11 protein-coding genes are annotated in these 15,520 nt (G+C 67.3%); 3 read left to right on the forward strand and 8 right to left on the reverse strand.

All coding sequences use genetic code 11. From position 1 onward, the window contains the following. Positions 1-64: 64 nt before the first annotated feature. Positions 65-1,060 (reverse strand): alpha/beta fold hydrolase, encoded by a 996-nt coding sequence (locus tag AC07M7_RS04300; RefSeq protein WP_495206813.1) that lies wholly within the window; start codon positions 1,058-1,060, stop codon positions 65-67. Between the two features lie 189 nt (positions 1,061-1,249). Next, positions 1,250-2,632: an L-serine ammonia-lyase gene (locus AC07M7_RS04305; protein ID WP_006384709.1), complete on the reverse strand. Its 1,383-nt coding sequence runs from the start codon at positions 2,630-2,632 to the stop codon at positions 1,250-1,252. Between the two features lie 100 nt (positions 2,633-2,732). On the opposite strand from AC07M7_RS04305, the gene AC07M7_RS04310 reads away from it, so the two are divergent. Continuing rightward, complete coding sequence (locus tag AC07M7_RS04310; protein WP_136639085.1) at positions 2,733-2,963, forward strand: glutaredoxin family protein; 231 nt, start codon at positions 2,733-2,735, stop codon at positions 2,961-2,963. 79 nt (positions 2,964-3,042) lie between these two features. On the opposite strand, the gene AC07M7_RS04315 is transcribed toward AC07M7_RS04310, so the two are convergent. Genes AC07M7_RS04315 through AC07M7_RS04325 form a run of 3 tightly spaced genes read right to left on the reverse strand, consistent with a single transcriptional unit; the run spans position 3,043 to position 4,834 of the window. Then, complete coding sequence (locus tag AC07M7_RS04315; RefSeq protein ID WP_006384701.1) at positions 3,043-3,615, reverse strand: YceI family protein; 573 nt, start codon at positions 3,613-3,615, stop codon at positions 3,043-3,045. A 3-nt stretch (positions 3,616-3,618) separates the two neighbouring features. Next, positions 3,619-4,191, reverse strand: coding sequence for a cytochrome b (locus AC07M7_RS04320; RefSeq protein WP_006384699.1), 573 nt, complete (start codon positions 4,189-4,191; stop codon positions 3,619-3,621). A 10-nt stretch (positions 4,192-4,201) separates the two neighbouring features. Next, the gene (locus tag AC07M7_RS04325; protein ID WP_253078141.1) at positions 4,202-4,834 is read right to left on the reverse strand and encodes a YceI family protein; all 633 of its coding nucleotides are present in this window, start codon (positions 4,832-4,834) and stop codon (positions 4,202-4,204) included. A gap of 166 nt (positions 4,835-5,000) precedes the next feature. Here AC07M7_RS04325 and AC07M7_RS04330 point away from each other — a divergent pair, with 166 nt between their 5' ends. Continuing rightward, positions 5,001-8,546: a hybrid sensor histidine kinase/response regulator gene (locus tag AC07M7_RS04330; protein ID WP_495206814.1), complete on the forward strand. Its 3,546-nt coding sequence runs from the start codon at positions 5,001-5,003 to the stop codon at positions 8,544-8,546. A 97-nt stretch (positions 8,547-8,643) separates the two neighbouring features. Beyond that, entirely contained in the window at positions 8,644-12,171 is a 3,528-nt protein-coding gene (locus AC07M7_RS04335; protein ID WP_495206815.1) for a hybrid sensor histidine kinase/response regulator, read from the forward strand. Between the two features lie 397 nt (positions 12,172-12,568). Here AC07M7_RS04335 and mdtD read toward each other — a convergent pair whose 3' ends face one another. From mdtD to AC07M7_RS04350, 3 genes are all read right to left on the reverse strand, one after another. Continuing rightward, positions 12,569-13,978, reverse strand: coding sequence for a multidrug transporter subunit MdtD (gene mdtD / locus AC07M7_RS04340; RefSeq protein WP_482998697.1), 1,410 nt, complete (start codon positions 13,976-13,978; stop codon positions 12,569-12,571). A 92-nt stretch (positions 13,979-14,070) separates the two neighbouring features. Continuing rightward, a complete protein-coding gene (gene hemE / locus AC07M7_RS04345; protein WP_495206816.1) occupies positions 14,071-15,153 on the reverse strand; it encodes a uroporphyrinogen decarboxylase in 1,083 nt (360 codons plus the stop codon). A 26-nt stretch (positions 15,154-15,179) separates the two neighbouring features. Then, positions 15,180-15,419 carry a WGR domain-containing protein gene (locus tag AC07M7_RS04350; RefSeq protein ID WP_046985073.1) on the reverse strand — a complete coding sequence of 80 codons (240 nt, stop codon included), beginning with the start codon at positions 15,417-15,419 and terminating at the stop codon, positions 15,180-15,182. Between the last annotated feature and the right edge of the window lie 101 nt (positions 15,420-15,520).

The raw sequence follows: 15,520 nt of genomic DNA on the forward strand, positions 1-15,520 counted from the left end.
ATGGCCCGGCGTTACCAACTCCGCTCGCAGGTAGCGCCGGGCCATGCCCGGCGGACCCGCAATCTCAACGCGACTCCAACGCCTTCAGCAACGCCGCATTGAACTGCTTCGGGTCCTGCACCTGCGGTGAATGCCCAAGCTCGGAGAACTCGACCAGCGTCGCGCCCGGAATCGCCTCGGCCGCCGTCTTGCCCAGCACCGGATAGTTGCCCAGCGTCGTCTTCAGTTCCGGCGGCGCCAGGTCACGGCCGATCGCCGTGCGGTCCTTCTGGCCGATGAACAGAGTGGTCGGCACCTGCAGGTTCTTCAGCTCGTAGACCACCGGCTGGTTGAACACCATGTCCGAGGCCAGGGCCTGGCTCCACGCGACGGCCTGCCTGCCCGGGCCTTCGTACATGCCCGACTGCATCCTCGCCCAGGTTTCATAGGCCGGCTTCCATTGGCCGTCGTAGTACACGTCCAGCTGGTAGCGGCGGATACTGTCGTAGCTGGTTTTCATTTCGCCGGCGTACCACGTATCCACGCTGCGCCATGGCACGCCCAGCGCCTTCCAGTCTTCCAGTCCGATCGGGTTGACCAGTGACAGACTGCGCAGGTCCTGCGGGTACATCAGCGCATAGCGCACCGCCAGCATGCCGCCCATCGAATGGCCGACCAGATGCACCGGCATGTCCTCCAGTTGCAACTGCTGCAGCAGCGCATGGGTGTTGGCCGCCAGCTGCGCGAACGAGTACTGGTAGCGCTCGGGCTTGCTGGACTTGCAGAAGCCCACCTGGTCGGGCGCGATGACCCGGTAACCGGCGTTCAGCAGCGGCGCGATGGTCTGCTGCCAGGTGGCTGCGCAGAAATTCTTGCCGTGCAGCAGTACCACCACACCGATGGCGCGGCGCTTGGGAAGGACATCCAGATAGGCCATCTCCACGGGCTGCCGCTGTGATTCCAGCGCGAACGTCTTGACTGGATAGCCGTAGTCGAAACCCTCCAGCCGCGGACCATAGGTCGGTGCGGCAGCGACGGATAGCGGCAGGCAGGCAAGCAGTGCGGCGGCGGTTACGCGCATGGGGCAATCCGGGGCGAGGGAGCCCCGAGCCTAACCGGAACGCGGTGACGGTGTCGTCCGGCAGGGCAGATTCGACCGGTTATAGGCGACCGGGTAGAGTCGACTGTTAGTCGACTGCCTTCCCGACAACCAGCGAAAAGCCCGCGCTGCGCGCGATAGTCGACCAACGGTCGACTCTACCCCGGGCGTTCAGCACTCGATGACGTTCACCGCCAGACCACCGCGGCTGGTTTCCTTGTACTTGTCCTGCATGTCGCGGCCGGTATCGCGCATGGTCTTGATCACCTTGTCCAGCGACACCTTGTGCTTGCCATCGCCACGCATTGCCATGCGCGAGGCATTGATCGCCTTCACCGCACCCATCGCGTTGCGCTCGATGCACGGAATCTGCACTAGGCCGCCGATCGGGTCGCAGGTCAGGCCGAGGTTGTGCTCCATGCCGATTTCCGCGGCGTTCTCGATCTGGCTGGGGTTGCCACCCAGTGCGGCAACCAGACCGCCCGCCGCCATCGAACAGGCCACGCCCACTTCGCCCTGGCAGCCCACTTCGGCGCCGGAGATCGAGGCGTTTTCCTTGTACAGGATGCCGATCGCCGCCGAGGTCAGCAGGAAGTCGAACACGCGCTGCTCGTTCGCACCCGGGCAGAAACGGTCGAAGTAATGCAGCACGGCGGGCAGCACGCCGGCCGCACCGTTGGTCGGCGCGGTCACCACTCGGCCACCGGCCGCGTTTTCCTCGTTCACCGCCAGCGCGTACAGATTGACCCAGTCCAGCGTGGTCAGCGGATCGCGCATCGCCGCTTCAGGCTTCGACGACAGCTCGCGGTACAGCGCCGGTGCACGACGGCCCACCTTCAAGCCGCCCGGCAGCACGCCTTCTTCACGGATCCCGCGGCTCACGCACGACTGCATCGCGCTCCAGATCTCGCGCAGGTTGGCGCGGATCTCGTCTTCGCTGCGCCAGCACTTCTCGTTCTCGAACATCAGCTGGGCGATGCTCAGGCCACTGCGCGCGGTCTGCGCCAGCAGCTCGTCGCCGCTCTTGAACGGGTAGGGCAGCGGGGTCTCGTCGGGCACGATGCGGTCATCGGCCGCGTCGTCCTGGTTGACCACGAAGCCGCCACCGACCGAGTAGTAATCGCGGGTGGCGAGCACTTCGTCGTCGGCGTTGTACGCGGTGAAGCGCATGCCGTTGGTGTGGTAGGGCAGCTTCTGGCGCTTGTTCATGCCGAGGTCGCGCTTCTCGTCGAAGGCGATCTCGTGCTGGCCCATCAGCTGGATGCGCTTGCTGCTGCGGATGCGCTCCAGCGTGGCCGGAATGATGTCCGGATCGATCAGGTTCGGCCGCTGGCCTTCCAGGCCGAGCAGGATCGCCTTGTCGGTGCCGTGGCCGCGGCCGGTCAGCGCCAGCGAGCCGTAGACATCGGCGCGGATCCGCGCGACCTCGTGCAGGCGGCCCGGGTCCAGCAGCCAACGATGGATGAATCGCTCGGCGGCCTTCATCGGCCCGACGGTGTGCGAGGAGCTCGGGCCAATGCCGATCTTGAAAACGTCGAACGTGCTGACAGCCATGGTTGCCGTACTGCGGGTACCGGAAGAGACCGCTATTCTAGCGGTTCACGCCGCACTTCCATGGCTGCGGCGCAGCATTTCCGCCAAGGAGACCCATCCGGTGTTGACTCTGTTCCAGCGTGACGACTGCCACCTGTGCGACATGGCACTGGCCGAGCTGGCCAAGGCCAGGGCGCCGGAGTTCGAATCGGTGTTCCTGGATGACCAGCCGGCGCTGGAAGCGCGCTACGGCGCGCGGGTGCCTGTGCTGCGCGACGAGCGCGGCGGGCGCGAGCTGGACTGGCCGTTCGATGCGGCCACGGTTCAGGCCTGGCTGGCTGTCGATCGGTAGTGGCGGGCCCCGGGGGGGGTGGCCGCCCCGCGCCCGCCACTACCGGAGATGATGGCCGGGGCGGTGCCCCGGCCGTTACTCATTTCGCGTCGAACTTCACGATCGTGCTGATCGCGGTTTCGTCCGGAATGGTCTTGGTGTCGGCCCAGTCGCCGCCGCCAACGCCGAAGTCGAGGCGCTTGACCGTGGCCTTGCCGGTCAGCACCGGCTGGGTGCCCGGCTTCCAGGTGAAGGTAAGGGTGACCGGCTTGCTGACGCCGCGCAATTCCAGCGTGCCGTCGGCAGCGAACTGGTCGTTGCCCACCGCGCGGAAGCCCTTGGCGGTGTAGCGCGCAGTGGCGAACTTGCCGACGTTGAAGAAGTCCGCGGTCTGCAGGGTCGAGTCGCGATCACTGTTGCCACTCTTGGCGCCGGCCAGCGGGATCACCACGTCCAGCGAACCGGCGGCCGGATTGGCCGGGTCGAAGCTGAGCTTGGTGGCGAAGCCCGGGAAGCTGCCGGTGAACACTTCACCGTCGTACTTGGTGGCGAACACCAGGATCGAGCCGGCGCCGGGCGCCTGCGCGTAGTCGGCGGCGAGCACCGGGGCGGTGGCCAGCATGCCGGCCAGGGCGGCGGCCACGGCGGCCGGAGTGGTCAGTTTCAGGTTCATCGATCAGTCCTTCTGAGGGGAGGCGAGCCAGCCGCGCGGCAACATGCGGGACAACGTCGCATCGCGCTGGAACAGGTGGTGGTAGAAGGCAGCGCCGGCATGGGCCAGCACCACCGCGATCAACAGCCAGAAGCCGTATTCGTGGATGGCATGGGACACCGCCACGACCTGCGGGTCCGGGCCGCTCAGCTTCGGCACATCCACCAGGCCGAACCAGCGGAACGGACGCAGGCCACTGGCCGAGTCGTACAGCCAGCCCGACAGCGGGATGGCGAACATCAGCACGTAGAGCAGCACGTGGGTGGCGCTGGCGATGCGTTCCTGCCAGCTGGGCACGCCCGGCACCGGCTTGGGCGCACCGGCATACACACGCCAGCCGAGGCGGAACAGCACCAGCGCCAATACGGTGATGCCGATCGACTTGTGCGCGGTGTAGACCCAGAAGTACTTGGGGGTCTTGGGCAGTTCGCCCATGGTCAGGCCGACCACGCCCAGGGCGAGGATCAGCAGTGCGATCAACCAATGCAGGATCTGGCTGACACTCCCCCAGGCGGCGGGGGTGTTCTTGGCGGTCATGAAGGGTCCTCTAGCGGGCCGTCTTGGGATCGGAGTGCGGAACGGGAGCGGGAGTTCCCGGGGCGTCGCTGCGGTCGAGGGTGGCTTCAGCCTCGATCCTCAGCTGTACTGCATCACCGATGACGCCCGGCCAGGCGGTGATGCCGAACGCACGCCGGCTCAGTGTGGTGCTGGCGGAAAAACCGGCGGTGCGTCGGAACGGGGGTAGCGGGTAGCGCTTGATGGCGTTGAGGGTCACGTCCAGCGTGACCTCCTGGCTGACCCCGCGCAGGGTCAGGGTGCCGATCACGTGGGCACGCCTGGCATCGATCGGTTCAACCCGGGTGGAGACGAAGCGCGCGCTCGGGAAGCGCTCGCCATCGAGCAGGCTGCGGGCCAGCGTGGCCTGGTTCCACTTGGCATCGCCAAGGTCCAATCGCGACACGGGGACTTCGACGTCGAGCGTAGCCTCGCGCCATTTGTCGGGATCGAACTGCAGGCGGCCCTCACTGCCGGACACCGTCCCCATCGCCTGCGAGTAGCCGGCATGGTCGATGGCGAACAGCACCCGCGTATGTACTGGGTCGAGGCGATAGGTGTCTGCGTCCGCCCAAGCGGGCGCTGTGGCGAGCATCATCGGCAGCAGGGCCAGGCAGGGACGCATCGATGGCGGGTTCCGGAAGGGGGGACGCTGCGATCATACGCATAGCCCCCTGCCAACGTTGCGTGCACGGCTGCAACAGTTCGTGGTGGTATTGCCTCTGGAAACAGGCTGTTGCAGCGATGGACCTGCCCCTGTGTGACAATCGGGACAGGACAGGGGGTTCAGGATGACGAGCGGCTGGCGCCTGTGGTGCCAAGGCATCGCGGGTATGGGGCTGCTGCTGATGGCGTTTGCCGTGGCAGCTGCCACCTTGGACATGGCGGAAACACCACGCCTGCGCCGCTTTGGTGCCGCCGAAGGCTTGCCGTCGCGCATGGTGCTGGCCCTGGCAGAGGATCGCCAGGGGCATATCTGGGCGGCTACCGACGGCGGCCTGGTGCGCTACGACGGGGGCGGCCTGAGGGTCTGGGAGCACGATCCGGATCAGCCGGGCTCGCTGCCCGGCAACGAGATCGAGACCCTGCTGGTCGATCCGCTGGATCGCGTATGGGTGGGTATCAACGGCAAGGGCGTGGCCCGCCTGGATGCCGATCGCGAGCGCTTCAAAACCTTCGATACGGTCAATGGCCCGTGCATGAGCCAGTTCTGGACCCTGGCCTATGCAGAGGATGCCCTCTGGATCGGCACCAGCGGCCATGGTGTCTGCCGTTTCGGCGAGGACGGCAGCCTGCGCTTCTTCCAGCATGATCCGGCGCATCCCGGTGGACTGCCCAGCAACACCATCTTCAGCAGCCTGGTCGATGCAAAGGGCCGTCTGTGGATCGGCACCGAAGCGGGGCTGGCGCGCTGGAACGGCAGCAGCTTCGAGGCGGTGGCCCCACGCGAGCTGGGTAAGCTGAGCGTGCTGCGGCTGAGCCGGGATCCTGATGGCTCGATCTGGATCGGCAGCCAGAACGAGGGCCTGTACCGCATCGATACGCAGGACCGGGTCAGTCGTCCGCGCTGGGCCGACAGCGCCAGCCTGCGTTCGGCACTGGTGCTGGCCGATCGCCAGGGCGGCTACTGGGCCGGTACGTCCGATGGCCTGCTGCGCGGCGATGCTGGCACGCTGCGCCGGCTCGAGGGGGACCGTGGCAGCGGCTTCCTGACCGCGCAAAGCGGTGTGCTTGATCTGCTGCAGGACCATGAAGGGGGACTGTGGGTGGCGCTGTTGACCCAGGGTCTGGCCTACCTGCCGCCGGACTGGCGCCGCTTTTCGATCTGGAACCAGCTCGATGGCAAACCGCTGGACAGCCAGTATCTGCTGAGCGCCGCCAGCGACGGCAGGAACTACTACGTCGGCTCGGCGCATGGTGTGTACCAATTGGATGCGCAGGGCACGCTGCGCCTGCTGGCCAGCGATCGGGAGATCGGCAGCGGGGCGGTGTGGTCGGTGCTGCCGCGGCCGGACGGGCGCCTGTGGCTGGGACGTGCAGGCCGCATCAGCGTGTACGATCCGGCCAGCCGTGCCCTGCACGACTGGCGCATCGATGGCGGCGCCGACCTGCGCCAGCGCATCGATCTGATGCGGCAGGCGCCGGATGGCACGGTCTGGCTGTCGGTGATGAACCTGGGCCTGCAGCAGCGCAGCGCCCAGGGCCGGCTGCTGCGTAGTTTCCCGCTGGATGACATCCGCGGCACCGCCGATTCACCGATCGAGCAGATCCGTTTCGATGCCCATGGCCAGGCCTGGGTGATGGGCGACATGGGCCTCTGGCGTGAGCACGCGGGACGATTCGAAGCAGTGCCGGGTGTCTCGCGTGGGCTCATCTACGACCTGGTGTGGATTGATCCGCAACAGCTGTGGCTGGCCCGGCAGGGCGCGCTCGAGCGCTACCAGTGGGATGGCATGAGCCTGCGCCTGATCCAGCGCGTTGATGGTGGTGCCGGTGTGCCCGCGGTCAGCATGGGCGGGCTGGCGCTGGCCGATGACGGTCGCCTGTGGGCGACCACGCCGCGTGGGCTGCTGCGCTGGGATCCCAAGGCGCGGCGGCTGCAGCAGTTCAACGAACGCGATGGCCTGTCCGATGCCGAGTTCACCAGCCGGCCACCGGCGGTGAATGCCGATGGTCGTGTGCTGGCGGTGAGCCAGACCGGCCTGGTCGCATTCGATGTGAACTCGGTTGACGCGGTGTTGCCGCCTTCGTCGTTGGTGATTGCCGAGGTACGCGTGCGCCGTGATGACGCCCGCGGCTGGCAGCCGCTGCCGAACACCGGCACCCTGCTGCTGGGGCCGGATGATCGTGATCTGCAGATCGACGCGCGGCTGCTGTCCTACGCCAACCCGCAGGGCAATCGCTATCGCTTCCGGGTGCGAGGGTACGACCAGAACTGGGTCGAGCAGGGCGGCGATGGCCAGCGCACGCTCTCGCGGTTGCCCACCGGCAGCTATGTCATCGAAGTGCAGGCGGCGACCGCCAGCGGCGCATGGACACCATCACAGCGACTGCAGGTGAGGGTGCTGCCGCCGTGGTGGCGCAGCGGCATGGCGATCTTCGGCTATATCCTGCTTGGTTCGTTGCTGCTGGTGACCCTGGTGTGGTCGATCCGGGCGCGCCTGCGTCGCCGCCAGCAGTGGCAGCTGACCGTGCACAAGCAGCAGCTGGCCGAGCAGGCGTCGCAGGCCAAGAGCCGTTTCCTGGCCACGCTGGGCCACGAAGTGCGCACGCCGATGACAGGCGTGCTGGGCATGAGCGAGCTGCTGCTGGCCACGCCGCTGGATCCGGTACAGCGCAGTTACGCCGGCTCGATCCAGCAGGCGGGCAGCCACCTGTTGCGGCTGGTCAACGATGCACTGGACCTGGCCCGCATCGAGGCTGGGCGGCTGGAGCTGGACCTGCGTCCGTTCGACCTGGGCGGCCTGCTCGACCAGGTGCAGGCGCTGATGCAGCCGATGGCGCGGCAGCGTCAGCTGGCCTTCCAGCGGGGCGACGATCCGCCCGGGCCGATCAGCGTCAGCGGTGATGAGATGCGCGTGCGCCAGATCCTGCTCAACCTGCTGGGCAATGCGATCAAGTTCACCGAACGTGGCCATGTTGGACTGGCCGTGCGGCTGGATGACAACGGTGCTGGCCTCTGCTTCGAGGTGCATGACAGTGGTCCGGGTATCAATGCCGAGCAGCAGGAGCGCTTGTTCCATCGCTTCGAGCAGGCAGAGGGGCCGCGCACGGCGTCGCGCTATGGTGGCAGCGGCCTGGGCCTGGCGATCTGCCAGGAACTGGCGGTGGCGATGGGCGGGCGCATCGAAGTGGACAGCCAGCCAGGCAAGGGCGCGCGCTTCCAGGTGCGCCTGCCGTTGCCGTGGACCCGGCAGGCGGCCAACGCGCAGGGCGACTCCCCGGCGCTGCCGGTACTGCCGCCCTTGCGCATCCTGCTGGTCGAAGACGATGCCACCGTGGCTGAGGTCATCGCCGGCCTGCTGCGTGGCCGTGGCCACGAGGTGGTACATGTGCTGCACGGGCTGGGAGCCTTGTCCGAGATCGCCACCAATGGCTTCGATGTCGGCCTGCTCGACCTCGACCTGCCTGCCCTGGATGGAACCGCGATCGCCCGCCAGCTGCGCACCATGGGCTATGAACTACCGCTGGTGGCGGTTACCGCACGCTCCGACGCCTATGCCGAAAGCCAGGTGCTGGCGGCCGGTTTCGATGGTTTCCTGCGCAAGCCGGTAACCGGCGACCTGCTGGTGACTGCGATTGTTCAGGCTCGCGCAAAACGACAAGTTGCTCATTGAAAGCGTCGGTGCCAGACGTGAACAACGTGACTTTCGGTTTACCATGCCGACGCCCGCAGCGCGGGAATCCATCAGAAGCAGCGTGAGGAGGCAATCGGTGGTGTATCTGCGGGCGGCGATGCTGCTGCTGGTCCTGCTGTGCTGCCTGTCGCCTGCTGCGGCGCAGCCGGTACCGCCGAGCCCGCGCCAGGTCACGGTGTTCGATGGCCTGCCATCCAATACCGTCAACCGCATGGCCGAGGACCGCTACGGCTACCTGTGGATCGCCACCAATGACGGTCTGGCCCGCTACGACGGCCGCAACTACCGGATCTGGCGCTCGGAAGACGGGCTGCGCGACAACCGCATCTGGACGGTGCTGGTGGATGCACGCAACCAACTCTGGATCGGTACCGAGAACGCCGGCCTGGTGCGGATGTCGGCCGACCGTCGGCAACTGCATTTCTACGACCGCAGCAGCCAGCCGCTGATGGGCACCAACACCATCTGGAGCCTGGCAACCACGCCGGACGGTTCGATCTGGTTCGGTACCCACGAAGGTGGCCTGTACCGCCTGGACAGCCAGGACCGCCTGCAGCGCTTCCTGCCGGAGGCGAACAATCCGCGCAGCCTGCCAGCTGCGTCGGTGCCATACCTGGTCACGCTGGCCGATGGCAGCCTGTGGGTTGGCACCAAGCATGGCGTGGCGCGCTGGACCGGCACCGATTTCGAACGAATCGGTGCCGACCTGATTCCCAGCCTGCTGATCAACGGCCTGACCAGCGAGCCCGACGGCAGCCTGTGGATCAGCACGATGGCCGGCGCCACCGTGCGTCGTCCCGATGGTCGTTTCGAAACGTTGCCGTGGAAGTTGCCGCAGGGCGAGCAGGTGCTCGGCATGATGTTGCGCGACGAGCAGGGCGGGCATTGGCTGGATACCCGCAGTGGCCTGGGCCGGGCCGTGGACGGCCAGTACCAGACCGTTCCGCTGTACAGCGCGGTTGCGCGCGGCCCGGTACGGCCGAACTGGACCGGCGCCTACGAGGACCGCGAAGGCGGCATCTGGCTGGCCAGCACCAATGCAGGCCTGTGGCACCTGCTGCCGCGCTGGTGGCAGTTCTCGGTGCTGTCGCGGCTCGAGGACGATGCCAGTTCGCTGCGCAATGCTTTCGTGCTCGGGACCAGTCCCTCCAGCAATGGCGGTATCTGGACGGTGGGCAGCCACGGCGCGCTGGACCGTTTCGACCCGAAGACCGGCAGGATCGAGCAGCACCGCACCTGGGTCAATGGCATGTACTGGCTAACCTCGGTGCGCGAGGACCGGCGTGGCCAGGTCTGGATCGGCTCGACCGACGCGCTGATGCGCTACGACCCCAAGCGTCGCGACCTGCGCCGGTGGGGGCGTGATGCTGGCGCCGACGCGACCATGGAAGGGGTCATCGAATCGATGATGACCTGCGATGGCGACAGCCTCTGGCTGATGCTTCCGGCCGGCCTGCAGCAGCGTGATCTGGATGGGCGCCTGCGCAGGCAGCTGGACAATGGCCAGCGTGGATTGCAGCAGGGCCAGCTCAACCTTGACGTGGAATGTGGCCCGCAGGATCACATCTGGCTGGCCAGCAGCCGTGGCCTGCTGCAGTGGTTGCCGGAGAGCGAACGATTCCAGCCGGTGCCCGGTGCACCTGCCACGGCGATCCACGCACTGCACGTGGGCCGCGATGGCCAGGTCTGGCTGTCCGAAGACGGGCGCCTGTCGCGTTACCGCTGGAGCCAGGGGCGCCTGGAACGGCAGGCCGTGATCGGTGCCGAGCAGGGCTATCCGGCAATCTCTGCCTCTGGCCTGGTGGTCGACGCGCAGGGCGTGGCCTGGGCGACCAGCGCACGCGGGCTGGTGCGGGTGGGTGCCGACGGCCAGAGCGTGCGTCTGTATGGCGTGCATGACGGCCTGCCCAGCCAGGAGTTCCGCGAGCACACACTGACGACCTCGGGCGACGGGCACCTGGTGGCGGGCACGCCGGCCGGCGTGGTGGTGTTCGACCCGGAACAGGTGCGGCCGTCGGTGCGGCGTGCACCGCTGGTGATCGAGCGTGTCGAGGTGCGCCGCAACGAGCAGGTGCTGGACCTGACCCATGACACGCCGTTGCAGATTGCCGATGGCGACCGTGACCTGCGCATCGTCGCGCGCCTGCTGTCGTTTGCGGATTCGGCCTCCAACACCTATCGCTACCGGCTGGCCGGCTACGACCCGGACTGGGTTGAAGTGGGGCCGGCCGGTGAGCGCCTGTTCTCGCGGCTGCCGCCGGGCAGCTATCGCCTGGAAGTGCAGGCGCGCTCGGCCGACCATGTCTGGTCGCGCGTGCAGAGCCTCGAATTCCGCGTGCAGCCGCCATGGTGGCGCAGCCTGTCCGGGTTGCTGGTGCTGGCGTCGATCGCACTGCTGCTGACCAGCTGGTTCGCCTGGCTGTATCGCCGCCGCCTGCAGCGTCGCCATGCCTACCAGCTGGCGCTGCACAAGCAGGAGCTGGCCGAACAGGCCTCCGCCGCCAAGACCCGTTTCCTGGCCAACCTTGGTCATGAGATCCGCACGCCGATGACCGGTGTGCTGGGCATGAGCGAACTGCTGCTGGCCTCGCCGCTGGATCCGCAGCAGCGCGGCTATACGCAGTCGATCCGCCATGCCGGCGAACACCTGCTGCATCTGGTCAATGACGCCTTGGACCTGGCGCGGATCGAATCGGGCAGGCTGGAACTGCAGTCCAAGCCGTTCGCGTTGAGTCGCCTGCTGCAGGACCTGGCCGCGTTGATGGGACCGCTGGCCGCGCAGAAGGGCCTGCGTTTCACCCTGGACAACCAGTTGCCGCCGGGGCTGCAGGCGACCGGTGATGCGATGCGGGTACGCCAGATCCTGCTCAACCTGCTGTCGAACGCGGTGAAGTTCACCAGCCGCGGGACCATCACCCTGCACGCGCGCAGTGATGGCGAACTGCGCGCGCTGCACTTCGAGGTGCGCGATACCGGTCCGGGCATCAGCCAGGAACAACAGCAACGCCTGTTCCGCCGCTTCGAGCAGGCCGACGGGGCGCGCACCGCCGCGCAGTACGGCGGCAGCGGCTTGGGCCTGGCGATCTGCCGCGAGCTGGCGCAGGCCATGCAGGGCCGGATCCAGGTTGAGAGTCAGCTGGGGCGGGGCACCTGTTTCGGCGTGACCTTGCCGTTGCCGCTGGTGGTCGACGCCGACGCCGAAGCCGCTGGCGAAGCGCACCGTGAGGAGGCGGCGAACATGCCACCGTTGCGGGTGCTGCTGGTGGAGGACGACGCCACCGTGGCTGACGTGGTGCGCGGACTGTTGAGCGCGCGTGGGCATGACGTGGTACATGCCGGCCACGCGCTGGCGGCGTTGCGCGAGATCAGCGCCGGTGACTTCGACGTCGGCCTGCTGGACCTTGACCTGCCGGGCCTGAGTGGCTTCGAGCTGGCCCAGCACCTGCGCAACCAGGGCTACATGCTGCCGCTGCTGGCGGTGACCGCGCGTACCGACCCGGATCTGCAGCAGCAGGTGGAAGCGGCCGGCATCGGTGGCTTCCTGCGCAAGCCGGTGACCGGCGAACTGCTGGTGGAAGCGATCGCCCGGGTCATGGGCAGGTAGGGTTTATTGCAGGGCTTGCAGCCCTGCACCTGCAGAATCAACGTCAACGTCAAAAGCCTGCATTCCGTGGGATGGCGGGGTGGATCCGGTTGCTGCGCAACAGGCTCTGACCCCAATCTGGAATTCGATATCTGACAGATGTGTCGACCAAGGTCGACACCTACCAACAACCGCGTGTTCCAACAGTCGCCGTTACCCACAGCCGCGTGAACCTGTCAGAGGTGGGGCGGTGTGGGCTTGCAGGACCGTTGGCGCCATGGATGGCGCCATCGAGCCCCCATGGATGGGTTTACGGCGTGTCCTGCAAGCCCGCACCACCCCGCCAACCCACGGAATGCTCGCTGTTGCTGTTGCTTCGGCCTCTGCGGGTGCAGGGCCGCAGGCCCTGCCGAACCCCTCACTCCGCGACGTGCTCGACCTGCCGCGGTTCGGGCTTGGTGTCGGGCAGCTGCCAGAAGATCATCGTCGAGGTCAGGGTGATCGCACCCACGCACAGGAAGGTGGCGTGCAGCGCCGACGTCGCACTGTCGCTGTCCAGGTGATTGCCGAACGCGGCCAGCAGGCTGCCCGCGGCGGCGGCACCGAAACCGGCTGCGAGCATCATCACCATCGACAGCAGGCTGTTGCCGGAACTGGCGAACTCGCGGTCCAGATCACGCAGGGTCACGGTGTTCATCACGGTGAACTGCAGCGAATTGACCGCACCGAAGAACGCCAGCTGCAGCAGGCGCCAGGCCAGGTGCTGGCCCGGTGTCATCAGGATGAAGCTGGCCATGGCCAGGCCCACCAGCACGGTGTTGACCATCAACACGCGGCGGTAGCCATAGCGCTCGACCAGCTTCACCGCCAGCTTCTTCGACACCATGCCGGCCGCCGCCACCGGCACCATCATCAGTCCAGCGTTCATCGGGCCAAGGCCGAGGCCGACCTGCAGCAGCAACGGGATCAGCATCGGCATGGCGCTGCTGCCGATGCGCGAGAACAGGTTGCCAAGGATGCCGATGCGGTAGCTGGGCACGCGGAACAGTGCCAGCGAGAACAACGGTGCGGTGGAGTTGGCGGCGTGCAGCCAGTAACCCACCAGCGCCGCCAGGCCGGCCACGGTCATCAGCATCACCAGCGCGTGTGGCGTACCGAGCCCGGAGATGCCATCCAGCGCCAGCGACAGCACCACCATCGCAAAGGCCAGCATGATGTAACCGCGCAGATCGAAACGGGTGCGATGGCTGGCGTAGTGGTCGGGCATGATCTTCATCGCGGCGATGAAACCGATCACGCCAATCGGCAGGTTGATCAGGAACACCCAGTGCCACGATGCGATCTCGACCAGCCAGCCACCCAACGTGGGGCCGATCAACGGGCCGACCAGGGCCGGGATGGCGATGAAGCTCATCGCGCGCAGGAAATCCTCGCGTGGTACCGAACGCATCACTGCCAGGCGGCCGACCGGCAGCAGCATCGCACCGCCGATACCCTGCAGCACGCGCGCACCGACCAGTTGGTGCAGGTGCTGGGCCAGCGCGCAGGCCAGCGAGCCGAGGGTGAACAGGATGATCGCCACCAGGAAGGTGCGTCGGGTGCCGTAGCGGTCGGCGATCCATCCGGAAGCGGGAATGAAGGTGGCTACCGCCAGCGCGTAGCTGAACACCACCGACTGCATCTGCAGCGGGCTTTCGCCCAGGCTGGCCGCCATCGCCGGCAAGGCCGTGTTGACGATGGTCGAGTCCAGCATCTGCATGAAGATCGCCAGCGAAACCAGCCAGAGCAGGGGGCGCTGGCGGTTGTAGGTCGATGGCGATGTGGACATGGGGTGTGGCCGGTGCGACGTGGGGGACGCCATGATCGCGCACTGCGGGTCACGGCGCGATCAAGGTCGCGCCGTGACAGCATGCCGAATGCTCAGCGCTGGCTGTGCGCGTGCACCGCGTCGACCAGCACCTGCACGTGCGCCGGGTCCATGTCCGGCGACATGCCGTGGCCGAGGTTGAAGACATGGCCCTCGCGCGAGCCGCCATTGCCGGCGGCATAGGTGTCGAGCACGCGCGCGGCGGCGGCAGCGATCGCATCCGGCGAGGCGTACAACGTGGTCGGGTCGAGGTTGCCCTGCAGGGCAACGCGACCACCGGTGCGGCGCATCGCCTCGTCCAGGTCCAGCGTCCAGTCCAGGCCCAGCGCATCGGCACCGGTCTGCGACAGCGCCTCCAGGTGCAGGCCGGTGCCCTTGCCGAACAGGATCAGCGGCGTGCGCTCGCTGCCTTCGCCACGCTCCAGGCCCTCGGCGATGCGCTGCAGGTAGCGCAGCGAGAACTCGCGGTACATCGACGGCGACAGCACGCCACCCCAGGTGTCGAACACCTGCAGCGCCTGCGCACCGGCTGCGCGCTGCGCGCCGAGGTAGGCGATGACCGCCTCGGTGGTGACTTCCAGCAGACGGTGCAGCGCCTGCGGATGGTTCAGTGCCATCGCCTTGATGCGCGCGAAGTCCTTGCTGCCGCCGCCTTCCACCATGTAGCAGGCCAGCGTCCAGGGGCTGCCGGAGAAACCGATCAGCGGCACCTGGCCATCCAGCTCGCGGCGGATCAGGCGCACCGCGTCCATCACGTAGTCCAGGTCCTGTTCCATGTCCGGCACGGCCAGCTTGGCGATGGCCGCTTCATCACGCACCGGGTGGCGGAACTTCGGGCCTTCGCCTTCGACGAAGTACAGCTCCAGGCCCATCGCATCGGGAATGGTGAGGATGTCCGAGAACAGGATCGCAGCGTCCAGCGGGAAGCGGCGCAGCGGCTGCAGGGTCACTTCGCAGGCGATCTCCGGGTTCTTGGCCATGGCCAGGAAGCTGCCGGCCTTGGCCCGGGTCGCGCGGTACTCCGGCAGGTAGCGGCCGGCCTGGCGCATCAGCCAGACGGGGGTGCAGTCCACCGGTTCGCGGCGCAGGGCGCGCAGCAGGCGATCGTTGCGGAGAGGGCTGGTCACGATGAGCATTCCTTGGGCGAAAGTTGGCAGCGGCGTCAGTCGCCGTGCGGAAGAATCTGGAAGCCGCGATGCAGTTCGGCATCGCGGGCCTTCTCGAAGGCATGGCGGGCTTCGTCGGCCTGCAGGAACAGCTCACGCCGCAGCTGCGAGCGACCACCGACGCGACCGCTCTCGCGCAGCAGCTCCCAGCCGCCGAACAGGTCCGTCTGCAGGCTCAGGCGCAGGAAGCGCGGTGCCTGGGCACCGGCGTCGGGATGTTGCAGGTAAACGTGCATGGCACCGATTGTAGCGGGGCCCGGGTGACCCCGGCCGCAACGCGGTAGTGCCGGCCGCTGGCCGGCAACTTCAGAAACAACAGCCAAGGCAACAGCAACAG

Source organism: Stenotrophomonas sp. GW821-FHT09E08 (assembly GCF_059416125.1).